Genomic DNA, 17,204 nt, shown 5'->3' with positions numbered 1-17,204 from the left:
TGCCTGAATAGTTTGTATTTTTTATTAGTTTTAGATGATTTTTAATCAGGTACAATGTATAGAGCTGCAATTATTGATGATGATCAATTAGCCCGCAGGGTATTATTACGAATTCTGGATCAGCAATTCCCCGATATTGATGTGGTTGGTGAGGCTGACTCTGTCGAGAGCGGGGTTGAGCTAATATTGAAAGAAGCTCCGGACTTGGTGTTTCTGGATATTGAAATGCCCGATGGTACGGGCTTTGACCTGATTGAAAAATTACCAGAAGTTAACTTCAAGCTGGTATTTACCACTTCCTATAGCGATTATGCCATTACTGCCTTTAAGTACTCGGCTTTCGATTACATCCTAAAACCAGTTTTGGTTGAAAATGTCAAAGCAACCATCCAACGCATCAGCGAGATTCCGGTGTTGAATGAGAAACACCGGGTAGAAGCGCTGAAGAAAAATATTGATAATAAGGGCGAGAGTTCGCACGTAACAATTGCCTTGCCGGAGATGAATGGCTTTGCGATCATTAAGGTGACTCATATTTTACGTTGCGAGGGCGAACGCAACTATACCCGGGTGTATTACCAAAATGGCACTTCAGTGCTTATCTCTAGAACCTTGCTTGAATTCGATCAATTGTTGGTGCCGCATGGTTTTTGCCGTATCCATCGTTCCCACCTCGTCAATCTGAAATACGTTGAGCGCTACCTGAAAACGGATGGAGGTCTGGTTGAATTGTCGGACAAATCACAGCTTCGTGTTTCCCCAAAATACAAAGAAGAATTGCTTGATAAACTGCTTCACAACCGGCTTTAAAGAGGCGCTTGTTGTCATTGGTTCTGCCATTATTCCTGTTTGCTAGTTCGGCTTCCCCGTTTGCTAATTCCGATATTTATCTGTTCTCTTTCCATCTATCTTTATCGACGCTAAAACGAGTGGATTAGCAATTTGTAGGATCATCTTCCGGATGAATCCGAAGAATTGGAACATGATCAAATCTGGGAGTTGATGAAGTTTTCAATAGAACGGTGCTTGCTATTTTGTATACTTTTTTTTTGTCTGTTGCTGTCTCGCCAAAGTTTCGGGCAGATTTATATCAATTCTCCAACAGTTTACCCTTCCTCCACAACAATTTCTCAAAATTTAATTGTCAACGATACACTTTGGGTTCAGGGCGATTTAACCTTAGCCAATAAGGTCGTACTAACGATCAACCAAGGCGGTGTTGTTATTATTCAGGAGAATCTAATCACCGCCAATAAGATTACGCTGGATATTGACAGTTACTTGTTTATTCTGGGATCATTAACCCATACCGGGGCTGAAAAGCATGCTGAGGCAGTGGTTTCAGATGCTTCGCATGTGTATATTTTTGGAGATGTTTCTGCCGACTTTGATAATACCGATATTGCTTGTCCTGATGTTGACTATGAACAAGGAACAATCAATAATTGCGGACACGGAACGCTGGATGATTTTTTAGAAGGCGAGTCTGATAATCCCATTTTTGAACAGATTGTATCCGATAAGGTGGAACCAACCAATAACTTGGTTTCCTTTCCTGAGGACGGGCAACTTTGTCCTTCTGGCAACGTGACTTTGAGCATCCAGGAGCCGGAAGCGAACAATATTTTTTGGTATCAAGATGGAGTCAAAGTTGAAAGTGCCGGAGCACTAACCAAAGACGTTTATTCAGTGGGAATTTACCATGCTATTTACAAATTGGGCACGCAGTGGTATCAAACCAATGAAATCGTAATAATCAATGATCGTGCCTCTCCTTCAGTTAGTTGTCCTCCTGATTCAACCACCACTTGTATTGAAGCTATTTCAGCACCGGTAAACACCATTGCCCAGTTTATAGCCCGGGGAGGAACTGTCAGTGACAACTGCCCGAACAACGGAACGCTAACGATTGTATGGGCAGAGGATGTGACTGACAAGAAGGATGAAAACAACCCATGTCAGGTACTCAGAACCTATATTATTGCTGATGAAACTGGAAATTCAACCAACTGTACACGAACCTTTACCATTTCTGATGCCACTGCTCCTGAGATTCTGGATTGTCCGGATGACATCACAGACTCAGCCGATGAAAATTGCGCGAAAATAATCAGTGTTTCTGCTCCAACCAATTTTACCGATGGATGTGGTTTTGGAGATGTTACCGTTTATCATACCTACGCGATAGCAGGCAATACGGTGAAAACGGACGGCGAAATTGCAGCAGTCGCTTTTCCCAAAGGAACCACCATTATCACCTGGAGTTTTGAGGATGAATGTGGTAACATTGGAACCTGCGAGCAGACCATTACCATTGAAGATAAGGCTGCGCCAACGGCCAGTTGTCCCGGCAGTCAGCAGCTGGATGTCGGCAATGCTTGCTCGGTTTTACTGCCGGATTATACTAACCTGTTGACTGACTTAAGCGATAATTGCGACAGCCATCCAACGGTTACGCAAAGACCTGCTGTTGATACTGAAGTTTTTGTCGACACCGAGGTCTGGTTGATTTATGCTGATGAAGATGGCAACAGGGATTCGTGCAGCTTCATGGTTAATCTGATCAATTTGGCCCCACTTGATATCTCCGAAATGCTGTACGACGGGAATCAGTCTGGTGCAGGCGCTATTGGCTCAGGTCAAAAGCCTTTTATCACCTCCACCCACCAGTACGAAATTGACCGGGAGGAAAGCAATTCAGGGTATTACACTTACATTTGGTTAGTGCTTGATCAAGCCGGAACAGAAGTTTCAGCGCCGATGAGTCATCCTGAAAGTGATCCCCGAAAAGTAGCGATTGCTTTTTCTGAAACTCCTTTTGTTGAAGGAAGTTCATATACCGTACGCGTCATTAAAGAACAAAATACCGGCAATTGTTCCGCAGTTTTCGAGCTGGATATTGAAATTCAGGAAAGTAATTTTAACTCGGGGGTTATCCCTCTCGGGCCTACCTGCCAGGACGGAGGAACGGGCGTGCCTACCGTGGTTTTTTGGGATGTGAAATTCGAAGGTGGCGTGGAACCTTACGCTTTCGATTTTTCCATTTCAGATGGAGTTAATGGCTGTGCCGGACAGGTCTCAAACTTGTTTGCTGCTGATTCAGAGTCGATCGGCAGCATGCAGAATTGTGATGCAACCTATACTGTTGCTGTAACCAAAGAGCCGGGAGTAACGGCCGTACAAATTGCTTTCACTTTTATTAGTGAAGCCGGCGTGGATAAAGATTTTAACCTGACGATTCAGTCGGCAACCGACCAGTTCAGCATTACCAAACAAACCATTAATAAGGATGATAAGGATGAGGTCACCCTTTGGGGAGTCCCTCCTACGACAGATATTCAAACAAACTGAAAATCAAGAATAAATAATAACAATGAATCTTAAATTTTTGTCAATGAAAAAGTTCTTTACCTTATTAAGCTTGCTAATTCTTCTGGGCATGAGCACCAATGTGATGGCGCAAGGATCCCAACAGACCGTCACAGTTAATTCAATACGGAATTATTGGGTGAATAGTAGTGATGGAACTACCCATAATCCAGATCACGTTGGGAATGGATATGAATGGTCAGTTTATCAGTGGGATGGCAGTGTGGACTATTCTGCTAGTGATTGGGACGCAACCGCAACCGCAGCTGCATCTGGAACAGATTATACCTTTGCAGCAACTAGTTCAGGAACTGATGTCTTTAACACGCAAATAGAATGGCTTGCTACTGGAAATTATGTAGTTCAGGTTGTTGAAACTAATGCTGGAGATGGTTGTACTACTGTAAGACGTTTTGGTGTCACTAATATTGACCTTGACTTACTTGTGGTAACTAAAGATGATGACGATAATATTCTCACAGCTGATGGTGAGTTTTGTAATACCAATGCAGGTTCAGTTTATGGAGATGAAGATGCTGACGACCTGAATAGCGATACCGGGGTAACTCCAGTTATGGGAACCATGATGATGACGTATGAAATAACACTTCACACGGAAAAAGGTGGAGATGCTCCTATTGGCACTTCATTGCCCGATGCAGGGTGGAAATTCTCTGTACAGGATGCCAGTACTATTCCTGCTGATGGTAGTGTAACTTGGATAGTAGCAGATGGAACCGGAACTTACACAACCGGAAATCTCAATGAAATCGTCGTTGCCGCGGGAACATCTACTGTCACTATTACTGCAGAAATTAAGAATATTGCTGATGCTGCAACTGAAATATATGAGCTAGGATTCTCGATTGATCCTGCAACAGTACTTGTGGAAGACGGTGGAACAGCAGGAGATTATGCTGAAGGTGAAGAGCCTGCTGGCTATGATGGCGCTGACGGATCGCACATTAACTCTGCATATACTATTACCGTCAATCCAATTCCAAATACATCTAAGATCAAATTCAATTAATACATGAATATACCGCTGACAAATTCGTCAGCGGTATATTTTCAATGAAAAAGGAAATTGCCATAGGATTGATTTCTCTTTTCATTTTAATTACTGGGGTAATTAAATTACAAGCGCAGACTTCTTATTTTATTGGACAGGAAATTTCTTTCGAAGTTGAAGCTGTGGATGAAAATGAATATTTGTGGGGCGTGTTCTTAGATGAGAATGCGTTGATCCCCGCAAATCAGGATTCCTATGACTTTATTGCTTCAGCAGAAGAAAGTCACACCAAATTGGTATTCCATAAAGCCAGTTCTTATTTTATTGTCCTATTGGAAACGAACCCGCTGGGATGTTCCACAGGACGATCACTTCCTATCGAAGTCGTTCCAACTGGAGATTTGGGGCTGGCTGTTACCAATGCAACGACCACCCAATGTTATCAGGAAGGGAACAACGATTTTTCGGTTGAGCTTGAGTTTTTAGATGATCAGGGCAGCTTTTGGACGGCTGATCGTTTTCCGGTAAGCGTCTCCTTTGCGGTCAACGATGTGCCACAACCAACGCAAACCGTTAGCTACCTGAATCAACAACTGCATATTCCGGAAACGGCCTTTGAGGCTGATCCAACGCAGAATACGGTTGTTTCTATTCAGCTAATTGAAGTAACCGACAAACAAAATTTGACCATTCCCGCCCGCGAGAGACAAGATATTCAAACCACTACGCTGGTGTCTTCCCCAAAAATTAGCTTCAACACCAATGAGGATGAAGTGGCGTTTGGGACGATCTCCGCGTATTCGGTACAAGGGGCCTCTGCATATACTTATTCCTGGACGCTTTCAAAGCCTAATGGAGAGTTGCTTCAGTTGAGTTCGGAAACCAACACCACCGAACCGATAAACTGGAATCTGTCGGGAGTGAACCGATTGAGTGTGCAAGCCACCAACCAGGCGGGCTGTTCATCGCAAGTTTATACCCGAACAATTGTTGTTTTGCCCCGGGAAGACCGGCCGGTAGCCATCATTGAAGCTGAGCAGCTGGAAACAGGAAGTTGTGGAACTGTTCGTTTGGATGCCAGCAAAAGTACAGGCGTTGGAAAACTGAGCTATAGCTGGTCGCCAACGGCCGGGCTTGATGATCCGGCAAGTCCGACACCTCTTTTGAGGACGGAAACCTCTTCGCGTTACACCGTTACGGTTACCGACAGTCGTGGAAAAACAGCAACTGATGATGTTTTTGTGGAAGTGCTGTCTTCGCCCCAAATTGGACTGGACAGGCAGGTGTTTGTCAATTCGCCGAACGAAGTTATTTTGCTCGATGCTTCCTCAAGCGCAGGTACTGACCTGTCGTTCAATTGGTGGTCATCGGGCGATGGTTTGCTTGTAAGCGGGGCACAAACTGCAACGCCACAAGTTTCGGGACTGGGGAAATACTACCTTCAGGTAACGGATCGTTTTGGCTGTTCGGCCTTGGATTCGGTGGTGGTAGGGCTGCTTGTTCAGGTTACGGCAGTGGATGACCAGGCAGACGTGTTGGTCAATACCTATGCTGATATCAACGTGCTTCGGAATGATGCTCCGAAGGGACAACTCGATCCGCAATCCATTACCATTGTGTCGCCTCCGAGCCAGGGAGTTGCTCATGTCACTTCTGACTCCATCATTACTTATACGCCTAACCCGTACTATGTGGGGGCCGATGAATTTATTTATGCGGTGTGCGACTACTCCAATCACTGTGATGAAGCCAATGTTTTGGTGCGGATCAGTGATGAAGCGCTGTTTATACCCAATGCCTTTTCGCCCAATGGCGACGGTATAAATGATTATTTCGAAATTATCGGGATTGATGGCTATGAACGTGTTAAGCTCCGGATTCTGAATCGCTGGGGAAGCCTGATTTATGAATCGAATAACTATGGGCGAGGTGGCGATGGCTTCTGGGATGGCACAGCCAGCAAAGGAATCCGTTTTGGTGACGGACAGATTGCTACCGGAACCTACTATTACATCCTGGATTTGGGGCGGGGAAAAGAGAAAGTCACGGGCTTTGTTTACCTGGACCGCTAACGCATAATTAACCTCTGGATATGACATTGAAACGAACAGCTTGGGGCGCTTGCTGCAGCTCCAAAAATCAGCCCTTGCCGGGGACTTCTACACTTCCCAAAGCGGGTAGTAGTGCGTGCTGCCTGATGGTAGATAGTTCCACAAGCCTTTTCGCTATACCTTTTTCCGGGTTTGCTAACTACTTGTTTTTGCAGGGCTTTTCAAATGGTATGTTTGTCGCTGAAATTGAGTGCGTTTTTAGCATGAAGCCAATGAGGGACACAGTTTAATGAAGCGATTGTTTGCACTGATATTGGGGGTGTTTAGTGTTGTTCTTTTCCCGGTAACGGAAAGTTGGGCGCAGCAAGATCCGATGTATACGCAGTATATGAACAATATCCTTTCCGTAAATCCGGCCTATGCCGGCTCCGGCAATGTGCTCAGCCTTATGGTTATGTCGCGTAACCAGTGGGTTTCCTTTGAGGGTGCTCCGGCGACACAATCTTTCGTGATGCATGCTCCAATTTCCAGACAGCACATGGGCCTGGGATTCTCCTTGTTGAAAGACCAGCTGGGCCCTATTAATCAAACCGGAGCTTATGCCGATTATTCGTACAGCATTGATTTTACACGTGGGCGTTACCTGTCTTTTGGATTAAAGGCAGGTGTTAATTTTTTTGAAGCCAAGCTGTCCGATCTGGAAACGGTCGATCCGAATGATCCGGTATTTGCCAGTGACATTACGCGTAATTTCTTGCCCAATGTGGGGCTGGGCGTCTACTTTCATTCGGAGCGAAGCATGCTCGGGCTTTCGGTTCCAAAGCTTATTGAGAATAAAATTAACCGGCACAATTCGTCGTCCGAATATGTGAGTAAAGAAAATATTCACTTGTTTTTGATGGCCGGTTATGTTTTTGACCTGAATCGGATCATCAAGTTTAAACCCTATTTCTTAGTCAAGTACAGTACGAATATACCGCTGGATTTAGACTTGACAGCCCAGTTTCTTTTTTATGAGCGTCTGTGGCTTGGTGCCATGTACCGGGTGGGCGATGCCGTGGGGGGCATGATGCAGGTTCAAATTTCAAAGAGCTTGAAAGTGGGTTATTCTTATGATATCACAGCAACCGATTTCGGCGTTTACAACAACGGAACGCATGAAATATTAGTGAGCTATGACTTTAACTTCGGGCGGGACAAAGTCCGGTCGCCACGTTATTTTTAACTAAACCTGAAAACCTGATGAGACCGGTAACACGTAAAATTATCCTGACTTCGTTTTTTTTCTTGCTGCTTTGCTCGTTTACTCTTGCCCAAAAAATAACGATTCGTTTGGCTGACAAAAGCTATTCGGATTTTGCTTTTGTTGAAGCGATTGGCTTATACGAATTCGCTTACGAAAAGAACCCGGAAGATACTTATGTCATTCGGCAGCTGGCTAAGGCCAATCAGAAAATTGGCCATACCGAAGCGGTTGAAAAATGGCTGAAACTCCTGATTGATCGCGGAGACGAATCTCCGGAAGACGTGTTTAGTTACTCGCAGGTGCTGAAGAGCAATGGGCGCTACCAGGAGGCTGAAAAGTGGCTGGCCAGGTATGCACAGCTAAAGCCAGGTGATGAGCGCATTGACTCTCAAACCTCGCTGCTGGAGCAAATTCGTTTATTGCATCGTGATTCAACCCGGTATAAAATTCGGCCGGTTTCGTTGAACACCGACGGAGCGGAATTGGGGGTTGCCTTTTATCGCGATCAGCTTGTTTTTTCATCGACCAAGGCGGTAAACGGAGTGCCCGGCTTGAAATATAAATGGAACGAATTACCTTACCTCAATTTGTTTATTGGCGACAGGGGGCCCAATGGCGATATTCTAAATGTTGAAAAATTTGCGCCCAAGTTGGAGACAAGCTATCATGACGGGCCGGTGGCGTTTGACCCTTACCGCGACCGGGTGTATATTACACGCAACAACGTAGGGAAAGGGCACAATGTAAGCAAGGGGAAGGATGGCGAGGTAAATCTGAAAATTTTGTTTGGAGGAAAGGAACAAGGAGAGTGGGAATACCGGGGAGAGTTTGTGTTCAATAGTGATGATTATTCCACCGGACACCCGGCGGTCGACACCACGGGGAACGTCCTGTATTTTGTATCAGATATGCCAGGAGGTTACGGTGGGACAGATATTTACCGGTCCGAATTTAGCGGAGGTTACTGGACGGAGCCGGAGAACCTTGGACCGGCAATAAACACCAGTGGCAATGAGCTTTCTCCCTTTGTCAGTTACGATGGCTTGTTTTATTTTTCATCCGACGGGCATGGCGGCCTGGGAGGGCTGGATGTTTATGTGGCGGTGCCTGAAAATGAGACTTTCCATTCGGTGGAAAACATGGGATATCCGCTGAATAGTCCGAAAGATGATTTCAGCTTTGTGCTGGATAAAACCGGAACTGCCGGGTACTTATCCTCGAACCGAAAAGGCGGGCGTGGCAACGATGACATTTACTATGTCCGTATCCCTTCTGTCCCGGTCTTTATTCGGGGCGTGGTTAACGATATGCTTACCGGGCAGCCTTTGGCCGATGCTAAAATCAGTCTGGTCAATCCGTTTGCCGACACCCTTTCAACCCAACTGACTTCGGCTGACGGGATGTTTCAGTTTGAAGTGAATAAAGGCCTGAGTTATACCATTCAGGGGCAAAAAGAATACTACATCAAAAATAAGGTGGAGCTTGGAACCTTAAAATTGCGGGAAGGGGAGGAAACGACCGTACAACTTTTGCTTGAGCGGGAAGTGCTGGAAGAAGGAGAGCCCGAGCCACTTTATATGGAAACCGAAAACGGAGAGCCATTGCAGGTGTTGAGCGAGGATGATGTTCAGTTTTATAACGATAGCTGGGTGATTAACTCCGAAATTGCTCACACCATGGACGGGCTCATTGATTATCTGGTTCAGTTTCCGGATGTTGAGATTCGGATTGAATCGCACACCGATTCACGGGGAGACGATCAGGAAAACCTGCTGTTGTCGAAACGACGGGCCAAAGCCATCTTCAATTACATTGTGTGGAAAGGCATCAATCCCTTGCGGATTGTGTACAAGGGCTATGGCGAAACCCGTTTGCTGAATCATTGTGATGATGGCGTGGATTGCCCGGAGGCAGATCATGCAGCCAATATCCGGAATATTGTGAAAGTGGTTAAAAAAGGAGAGTATCAGGGGGTGCGTGCCAAGCGATCAATATCTCACTTCTAGCAGGTAGTCGGTTCAGAAATTGCTCTTTGTTGAGCTTAAGAGGCTGTTTGAAACGGCATCTTGGCCATTTTTTCGACTTCAAGGCTAGGATAGCCAAACTCTTCAACAACCTTGCCCAGCAGCAGGTAAATGCCATCTCCCCGAAACGGATATTGCTTGAGTGAAGGCGGAAAGTGGATCGAGTCAAAGAATTCACCATACACATCAACGAAAGTGCCGAAGTGCATCATTTCTTTCTTTACGGTTCGAACATATTTTATGGTTACCAAACGCCCCAGCATCCGCACTTTACGCCCAACATGCTGAAGCATATTTTTTGCAAAAACTTCGCCTCGAAAACGGGTTTGTAGCAGGTCGAAGAGGCTTATGCTGATTGGAAATTCCAACAGTTCAATCTCGTCATAGGCATCGCGTAAAGGCGATTGTTCCAGCTTGGGGAGTTGGTAGTTTCGCTCCTGAACCTGAAAGATGGATGGGCTTTTTACTTTCGGAACAGGTTTGTTTAAAAGAAGGTGTCCCTCCCACAGCAAGGCAGCTTTGGTTTTCTGGGTGAAGCGAAAAGCCCCCAGTCGGATGAGCAGGGTGAGTTGTTCTTTACCGATGGTAACACGCTCAATAAAGTCGGCGAGTGACTGGAAGGGGCCGTTTTTTTCCCGTTCGCTGACCAGTCGGCTGATGGTTTGTTGCTCGAGGTTTTGAACAAATACAAAACCGGTGTAAATCGTCCGTCCTGTAATTCGTGTTTCATTTCGGCTGTGGTTGACACAGGGCAGTTCAATGTGGGCGCCGCAGCGCTGGGCTTCATTGAAATAGACCCACGGGCGGTAAAATCCACCGAAATTGTTGATGACCGCAACCATGAATTCCAGCGGAAAATAGGTTTTCAGAAACAGGCTCTGAAAGCTTTCTACGGCATACGATGCCGAATGGGCCTTGGAAAACGAGTAGCCGGCAAATGACTCAATCTGGCGCCACACTTCCAGGCTTAAAGCATCGGGATAACCTTTGGCCCGGCAGTTGCTGAAAAAAGTGTCCTCGATGCGCTGGAATTCCGTTCGCGAACGGTACTTTCCGCTCATGGCCCGGCGCAGCACATCGGCTTCGGCCAGATCGAGGCCTGCAAAATGGTGTGCCACTTTGATCACATCTTCTTGGTAAACCATCACGCCATAGGTTTCTTCCAGCTGTTCTTTCATAATCGGGTGCAAGTATTGAAACCCATTGGGATGGTGAAACCGGTGAATGTACTGCCGCATCATGCCTGACTTGGCCACGCCGGGGCGGATGATGGAGCTGGCGGCCACCAGCGTGAGGTAGTCATTGCATTGCAGCTTTTTTAGCAATCCTCGCATGGCCGGACTTTCAATGTAGAAACAACCATTGGTTTCTGCGGTTTGCAGGCGTTTTTTTACTTCTTTATCCTGAAAAAACTGATTCACCTGGTGCACATCAACTTGCTTTCCCTGGTTCTCACGAACAATTTCCACAGTTTCCTTGATGTGTCCAATGCCGCGCTGGCTGAGGATGTCGAGCTTGTCAAAGCGCAGGTCTTCGGCCACATACATGTCCCATTGGGTGGTTGGAAGCCCTTTGGGAGGCAAGTCCAGTGCAGAGTAATAGGTGATTGGTTCTTCTGAAATCAGGATACCTCCGGCGTGGATGCTTCTTGCATTGGGAAAGTCTGCCATCTGTTGGGCGAGTTTTTCGATGGCTTCCGTGATTTTGTTTTGATTTTGCCTGTTTCCCGGATCACGAATCAGCCGGTCAATTTCTTCCTTGGGCAAGCCAAACACTTTCCCGAGCTCCCGGTAAATGGATCGGCCTTTAAAGGTGGAGGTGGCTCCCAGTAAGGCGGTGTGTTCTTTGCCATAGCGCTTGAAGATGTACTGTTGAATTTCGTCCCGGTCCCGCCACGAATAGTCGATGTCGAAATCGGGCGGACTGGTACGCTTGGGGTTCAGAAAACGTTCGAAATACAGGTTGAGTTTGATGGGGTCAACATCGGTGATTCGCAGGCAGTAAGCGACAATGCTGTTGGCTCCACTTCCTCGCCCAACATGATAAATATCGCGTGACATGCTGTAGCGAATGATGTCCCAGGCAATCAGAAAGTAAGATGAAAAATTCAGCTTGAAAATAATATTTAACTCATGCCTGACCCGCTCCCGGGCTTCCCGGTTGTTGGTGCCGTAGCGATAAATCATTCCCTCGAAGGCCAGTTTTTCAAGCAATTGTTTGTCGGTACTCACCGTGTGGGTAAACACTTTTTTGTTTTTGATGGAGCTAAAATCAATGGTGATATTGCAATCGTCCAGTACTTTTTGGGTGTTACGAATGATTTCCGGGTACCGGGAAAATCGTTCATAAAGCCTGGTAGGCGGAAGCATAATTTCAGAAGCAGGAGCTGACTGGCTGGGGCTAAGTTTACTAATCAGTGTGTTGTGATCGATAGCCCGCAGGCTTTTGTGCAAGTGCCAGCCCGATTGGTTGGTGAAACTGACGGGTTGAAGAATAACCAAGCGGTGAGACGCGCTAAGGTAAGGCGAAGTTAGCAGTTGGTTTACTTCATCGGGGCGTACTCCTATAAACTCATGATCGTGTAGTTTCTGGTGTTTTTTGCTGAACGGATAAATAACATAGACCTGGTTGAAGCGTGGCGCCTCAGCCGGAAATTCTTTTTTCTGAAGGTTATGTTCCGTCAGCCAGTCGTTTAATTCTTTCAGGCCTTCGCGGTTACGGGCCAAGCCGATATACAAGAGCTGATCGCCATTTCGGAATTCGCAGCCGGCAACGGGTTTAATCCCTTTGGAGCTGGCAGCTTTCACGAAGTCAGGAATGCCCATGGTGGTGTTAATATCGGTCAGGGCCAGGCTTTCTACTGACATGTTTGAAGCTTGTTCCAGCAACTCTTCAATGCTAAGGGTGCCGTAGCGAAGACTGAAAAATGAGTGGTTGTTGAGGTACATACTTTCTTGTTTTTAATGATTCACAGGACTTAGCCTGAAGCGTGCCAGTCAGGTTGAGACCGCAGCAAGACAAGGACTGACTTTCCTTGCATGAATTAGCGGTCAGACAACGAATTCACGAAGCCCGGCATTTGACTCCGGAGGCCCGGCGAACCGCGTCGGAGCCAAAGCGCATGCGGATTTTATCCATTGATAAGTAGAGCTTCACCATTTTTTCGTTGTTGTCGAACAGGTTGAGTTGCTGGGCGCCTCCTACCAAGCCACTCAGCTTAACCCCGATCAGGCGGACAAGCATGCGTCGCTGGTATACCCGGCGAAACAAATCACGGGCTGTCTCCATCAGCACGTGGTCAAGAGAGGTATAAGCAATCTTTTTTTGTAGGGTATGGGTGTCGTAATTGCTGTAGCGGATTTTGACGGTGACCACCGAGGCCAGTCGTTGTTTTTGACGTAACCTGAAAGCCAGTTTTTCAACCATTCGGGTTAGTACCTGATTCAGCATTTGTACATCAATGCTATCGGTTTCGAAGGTGCGTTCCGTGCTCATCGATTTTTCTTCGGAGTAGGGCACTACCGGACGACTGTCGATACCATTGGCGCGGCGCCAGATTTCGATCCCGGTTTTTCCGAGTACACTTTCCATCATGGTTGGTGGAATGGCGCTTAGGGTTTGAATGGTTTGCACACCCATGGAGGAAAGCAGCTGATAATTTTTGGGGCCAACCAATGGAATTTTTCTGATTGATAAGGGGTTCAGGAATGGCTGAACCTGGTTTTGGATCACTTCTTTTTCGCCATTGGGTTTGGCTTCTCCGGTAGCTATTTTCGATACGGTTTTATTAACCGATAATCCAAAAGAAATGGGCAAACCGGTTTCCTGAATGATGAGCTGGCGCAATTCGTGTGTCCATTGGTAGGAGCCAAAAAAGCGATCCATCCCACTCATGTCAATGTAATGCTCATCAATCGATGCCTTTTCGTACATCGGAGCCTTGTGGGCAATAACCTCTGTTACGAGCCGGGAATACTTGCTGTACAAGTCCATATCTCCGCGGATGACAATGGCATCGCCGCACAGGTTGAGAGCCATGCGCATGGGCATGGCTGAATGGACACCAAAGGTACGGGCTTCGTAACTGCAGCTGGCTACAACCCCCCGGTCCGAAAGCCCTCCAATGAGAATGGGTTTGCCGTTTAAGCTAGAATTCATTAGCCGTTCGACAGATACAAAAAAAGTATCCAGGTCAAAATGGGCAATGGTGCGGTTTTGTAGATTCATCGTTCCCTCCTTTCATGCATGCTACTGGTCATTCTCCCCAAAAAATCAACACAAACAAATTGTTTTTCAATGCAAAATCTGTATTTTTGATTATTATATAATCAAATTTGTGGATTATAATGTAATCATTTTAGCTATGTATTTTGCTTCAAACCTTAAGTTTTTGAGAAAACGCCGGCGACGTACCCAGGAAGATATCGCGCTTGCATTGGGAATCAAGCGTTCGACTCTGAATAATTATGAAAATGGGATTTCCGGACCTAATATTCAGATCCTGATTCGTTTGTCCGATTATTTTGGGGTGGCTGTTGATACGCTTTTGCGGGTTGATCTTTCGCAACTTCGGTTGAGTCAGTTGTATGAATTGGAACATGGGCAGGATGTTTTTTTGCGGGGAAGCAATATTCGGGTGTTGGCAACCACGGTTGATTCGCAGAACCGGGAAAATATTGAACTGGTTTCGGAGAAAGCGAAAGCCGGTTACCTGAATGGGTTTTCTGACCCGGATTATATTTCAGAACTTCCGGCTTTTCAGTTGCCATTCCTTTCTTCTGAAAAAAAATACCGTACCTTCCAGATTTCCGGTGATTCGATGTTGCCGATACCTGATGGTGCCTGGGTTACAGGCGAGTTCATTCAGGATTGGTATGAGCTGAAAGATGGCGACTGTTGTGTGGTGCTTACCTTGAATGAAGGAGTGGTTTTTAAGAAGGTAAAAAACAGGCTGGCGGAAGCTGGTTGTTTGGAACTGATTTCAACCAACCGGGCCTATGCGCCTTACATGATGCAGGTTACTGAAATTCGGGAAATCTGGAAATTTGTACACTTTATCTCCAGAGAAGTTCCTGAGCAAAGCACTTCTGACCAGTTGCACCGCCAGATGGAGATTATCCAGGAAGAGCTGGCCGCTATTCGAAATAAACTGAGCTGAAGATGGTGCAAGCACTGAACTTCCGAAAAGAAAGAGGGCTCAAGTGCTAAACGCATTGAACCCTCAGATTTAACTGTTATAAACTAAAAACAGAGCGATTTTACTTTTTCAGAATTTTATCCAAAATGCTTTCCTTATCCAGCTTTTTGGTGCAGAAGAACCAGTCGTAACAATGCATTTCATCTTTGCTTTCCATGCGTTCTTTAGCTGTTCCGCACGAACCGGCAGTGGGTACAATAACATCGTCGCCCGGTTGCCAATCCGCTGGCGTAGCCACTTCAAACTCATCTGCTGTTTGCAGGGCAATCAGAGCCCGGTAAAGTTCATCGAAATTACGTCCGAGACTTAGCGGGTAGTAAATAATGGTACGGATGATTCCTTTTGGATCAATGATGAATACGGCTCTTACGGCTTTGGTATTACTTTCGCCGGGCATCATCATGCCATATTTGGTAGCCACTTCCATGGTAATATCTTCAATCAGCGGGAAGGTAACTTCGACATCTTTCATCCCTTTGTACTCAATTTTTTCCTTGATGGTACGCAGCCAGGCAATGTGGCTGTATAAGCCATCCACAGAAAGTCCGACCAGTTTACAATTGGCCTGATTGAATTGCTTTTCCATGCTGGCAAAAGTCATAAACTCGGAGGTACAAACCGGTGTAAAATCGGCTGGATGACTAAAGAGGATAACCCAGCTGCCTTTGTAATCTGATGGAAAATTAATTTCGCCTTGTGTGGTTACAGCTTTAAATTCAGGTGCCGCCTCGCCAATGCGAGGCATACTTACGGTTGGTTGTGTTTGATTTTCTTCCATTGTTCTAATACTTTAAAGATTAATAAATTGATTTTTTACTGATTTGAATCGTAATTAAAGTTTGCTGTTTTGCCTCTTTTAAAAAGTAGAAATAGCAAGCATTATATAGAACATTAGTTCGAATGAAAGGTTCATTTATTGACTGTGGCTACTTTTGTATTCACTTTGGGTTTTTCATTTTTGCGGCAATAATCTCGGCAGCTTTTATTAATGGATAACCAGCAGGCGAAGCCGTTAAACATGGATGTGTGCCGATTTGTGAAATAAGTAGTGAATTAACAGACATCCTGTTTTGAATGGCTAAACCAATGACATTCGTTAATTCTCCGGCGCTTGTACCCCCAATTACTTCTCCACCAACAATAACTCCTGAGTATTTGGCAACAATCAGTTTTACTTGTTGTTTGTGAGTTCCAGGTAAGTTACCCGGGTGATGGTCAATGCCTTCGAAAAAGCCGGTAACAACCGAAACATCTTCCTCTTTGGCTCGTGATTCTGTAATTCCTGCTGTTCCAAATCCATATTCGCCAATGGCTGTTGAGTAAATTCCGATGGTTCCGCTAAAAGTTTTAACCACGTGGATGTTGAATAAATTCATTCCAGCTACGCGCGCTTCGGCACAAGCTGTTGAGGCCAGCATGGTGGAAATGCGTTTGCGGGTAATAAAATCACGCTTTTGTGCGCAGTCTCCAATCGCAAATACATCTTTTTCGTGGGTACGCATGTATTCGTCAACAGCGATAAAACCACTTTCGTCAACATAAATTCCAGAATCTTCAGCCAACTTTGTGTTTGGTTCGTAACCCATTGACAGAATTACCGCATCGGCATGGAGTAGATTGCCGTTTTCCAATTTCACTCCTTGCACTTTTGAGTCACCCACTACTTCACGGATTCCGTTGCCTGTTATGATTTTGACGCCTCTACTCTCAAGAATCTCTGCAATTCGAGAAGCGATCTCCTCATCGAAAGCAGAATACAGAATACTCGTTTCTTTTTCAATTAGTGTAACATCATGTCCCTGCTTTTTTAATTCATCAGAAAATTCAACCCCGATAAAGCCAGCACCAACCACAACCACTTTTTTGAGCTCGCTAATTTGATTTTTCATCTCATCCAGGTAAGCTCGATCTTTCGGAATCACAAAAACATGGTCTAGTTCAGTACCTTTAAGCCATTTGGGCTTTACGGGTGTTGACCCCGTGGCAATGACCAGTTTGTTATAATTGATTTGTTCTCCATCTTTTAGGGTCACTGTTTTCGTATTCTTACTAATTGAAACAACTTCGTTGACAAGGGTATCAACTCCTATTTTTGATAGCATATTATCAACAGGCATAATGTTCTGCTGACTACTATCAAGTGTGCCAAAAATGTAAGGAATACCACAGGGAACCATGACCTCTTTTTGCTTTTTTACCAGAGTAAAGCTTTTATCAGCCCATGATGTTTTGCCAGACATTGCCGCCACCATACCTGCTGCGCTTCCTCCAATAATTAATACATCTGTCTTTTTCATATGCTTAT

The 17,204-nt window shown here is 45.5% G+C and carries 11 protein-coding genes; 7 read left to right on the top strand and 4 right to left on the bottom strand.

Going from position 1 to position 17,204, the window contains the following annotated elements; all coding sequences use genetic code 11:
- Positions 1-54 precede the first annotated feature (54 nt).
- The 6 genes from ACRD6K_RS05710 to ACRD6K_RS05685 all read left to right on the top strand — a co-directional run bounded on the left by ACRD6K_RS05710 (position 55) and on the right by ACRD6K_RS05685 (position 9,684).
- Positions 55-810: a LytR/AlgR family response regulator transcription factor gene (locus ACRD6K_RS05710; RefSeq protein WP_430972447.1), complete on the top strand. Its 756-nt coding sequence runs from the start codon at positions 55-57 to the stop codon at positions 808-810.
- 192 nt (positions 811-1,002) lie between these two features.
- The gene (locus ACRD6K_RS05705; RefSeq protein ID WP_430972446.1) at positions 1,003-3,351 is read left to right on the top strand and encodes a hypothetical protein; all 2,349 of its coding nucleotides are present in this window, start codon (positions 1,003-1,005) and stop codon (positions 3,349-3,351) included.
- 43 nt (positions 3,352-3,394) lie between these two features.
- Complete coding sequence (locus ACRD6K_RS05700) at positions 3,395-4,399, top strand: hypothetical protein (protein WP_430972445.1); 1,005 nt, start codon at positions 3,395-3,397, stop codon at positions 4,397-4,399.
- A gap of 44 nt (positions 4,400-4,443) precedes the next feature.
- On the top strand, positions 4,444-6,453 hold the full coding sequence (locus ACRD6K_RS05695; RefSeq protein WP_430972444.1) for a T9SS type B sorting domain-containing protein: 2,010 nt from the start codon (positions 4,444-4,446) through the stop codon (positions 6,451-6,453).
- A 268-nt stretch (positions 6,454-6,721) separates the two neighbouring features.
- Complete coding sequence (locus tag ACRD6K_RS05690) at positions 6,722-7,657, top strand: PorP/SprF family type IX secretion system membrane protein (protein ID WP_430972443.1); 936 nt, start codon at positions 6,722-6,724, stop codon at positions 7,655-7,657.
- A 17-nt stretch (positions 7,658-7,674) separates the two neighbouring features.
- Positions 7,675-9,684 carry an OmpA family protein gene (locus ACRD6K_RS05685; protein WP_430972442.1) on the top strand — a complete coding sequence of 670 codons (2,010 nt, stop codon included), beginning with the start codon at positions 7,675-7,677 and terminating at the stop codon, positions 9,682-9,684.
- A 35-nt stretch (positions 9,685-9,719) separates the two neighbouring features.
- Here the strand turns inward: ACRD6K_RS05685 and ACRD6K_RS05680 are convergent, their stop codons facing one another.
- Positions 9,720-12,650, bottom strand: coding sequence for a DNA polymerase III subunit alpha (locus ACRD6K_RS05680; RefSeq protein ID WP_430972441.1), 2,931 nt, complete (start codon positions 12,648-12,650; stop codon positions 9,720-9,722).
- Between the two features lie 115 nt (positions 12,651-12,765).
- Positions 12,766-13,929 carry a DNA polymerase IV gene (dinB, locus tag ACRD6K_RS05675; RefSeq protein WP_430972440.1) on the bottom strand — a complete coding sequence of 388 codons (1,164 nt, stop codon included), beginning with the start codon at positions 13,927-13,929 and terminating at the stop codon, positions 12,766-12,768.
- Between the two features lie 163 nt (positions 13,930-14,092).
- Here dinB and ACRD6K_RS05670 point away from each other — a divergent pair, with 163 nt between their 5' ends.
- Complete coding sequence (locus tag ACRD6K_RS05670) at positions 14,093-14,860, top strand: XRE family transcriptional regulator (RefSeq protein WP_430972439.1); 768 nt, start codon at positions 14,093-14,095, stop codon at positions 14,858-14,860.
- 100 nt (positions 14,861-14,960) lie between these two features.
- Here ACRD6K_RS05670 and ACRD6K_RS05665 read toward each other — a convergent pair whose 3' ends face one another.
- Together ACRD6K_RS05665 and ACRD6K_RS05660 are read right to left on the bottom strand one after the other, a co-directional pair.
- Positions 14,961-15,677: a peroxiredoxin gene (locus ACRD6K_RS05665; RefSeq protein ID WP_299578761.1), complete on the bottom strand. Its 717-nt coding sequence runs from the start codon at positions 15,675-15,677 to the stop codon at positions 14,961-14,963.
- Between the two features lie 160 nt (positions 15,678-15,837).
- On the bottom strand, positions 15,838-17,196 hold the full coding sequence (locus tag ACRD6K_RS05660; protein WP_430972437.1) for an FAD-dependent oxidoreductase: 1,359 nt from the start codon (positions 17,194-17,196) through the stop codon (positions 15,838-15,840).
- Between the last annotated feature and the right edge of the window lie 8 nt (positions 17,197-17,204).

Origin of the sequence: Sunxiuqinia rutila (assembly GCF_050589705.1) — a bacterium.
Taxonomy (GTDB): domain Bacteria; phylum Bacteroidota; class Bacteroidia; order Bacteroidales; family Prolixibacteraceae; genus Sunxiuqinia; species Sunxiuqinia rutila.
This window is presented reverse-complemented; position numbering and strand designations above follow the sequence as displayed.

Excerpts from the sequence above, each read along its gene's own strand:
- ACRD6K_RS05710 (WP_430972447.1), top strand. The coding sequence starts at position 55 with ATGTATAGAGCTGCAATTATTGATGATGATCAATTAGCCCGCAGGGTA.
- ACRD6K_RS05705 (WP_430972446.1), top strand. The coding sequence starts at position 1,003 with ATGAAGTTTTCAATAGAACGGTGCTTGCTATTTTGTATACTTTTTTTT.
- ACRD6K_RS05700 (WP_430972445.1), top strand. The coding sequence starts at position 3,395 with ATGAAAAAGTTCTTTACCTTATTAAGCTTGCTAATTCTTCTGGGCATG.
- ACRD6K_RS05695 (WP_430972444.1), top strand. The coding sequence starts at position 4,444 with ATGAAAAAGGAAATTGCCATAGGATTGATTTCTCTTTTCATTTTAATT.
- ACRD6K_RS05690 (WP_430972443.1), top strand. The coding sequence starts at position 6,722 with ATGAAGCGATTGTTTGCACTGATATTGGGGGTGTTTAGTGTTGTTCTT.
- ACRD6K_RS05685 (WP_430972442.1), top strand. The coding sequence starts at position 7,675 with ATGAGACCGGTAACACGTAAAATTATCCTGACTTCGTTTTTTTTCTTG.
- ACRD6K_RS05680 (WP_430972441.1), bottom strand. The coding sequence starts at position 12,650 with ATGTACCTCAACAACCACTCATTTTTCAGTCTTCGCTACGGCACCCTT.
- dinB (WP_430972440.1), bottom strand. The coding sequence starts at position 13,929 with ATGAATCTACAAAACCGCACCATTGCCCATTTTGACCTGGATACTTTT.
- ACRD6K_RS05665 (WP_299578761.1), bottom strand. The coding sequence starts at position 15,677 with ATGGAAGAAAATCAAACACAACCAACCGTAAGTATGCCTCGCATTGGC.
- ACRD6K_RS05660 (WP_430972437.1), bottom strand. The coding sequence starts at position 17,196 with ATGAAAAAGACAGATGTATTAATTATTGGAGGAAGCGCAGCAGGTATG.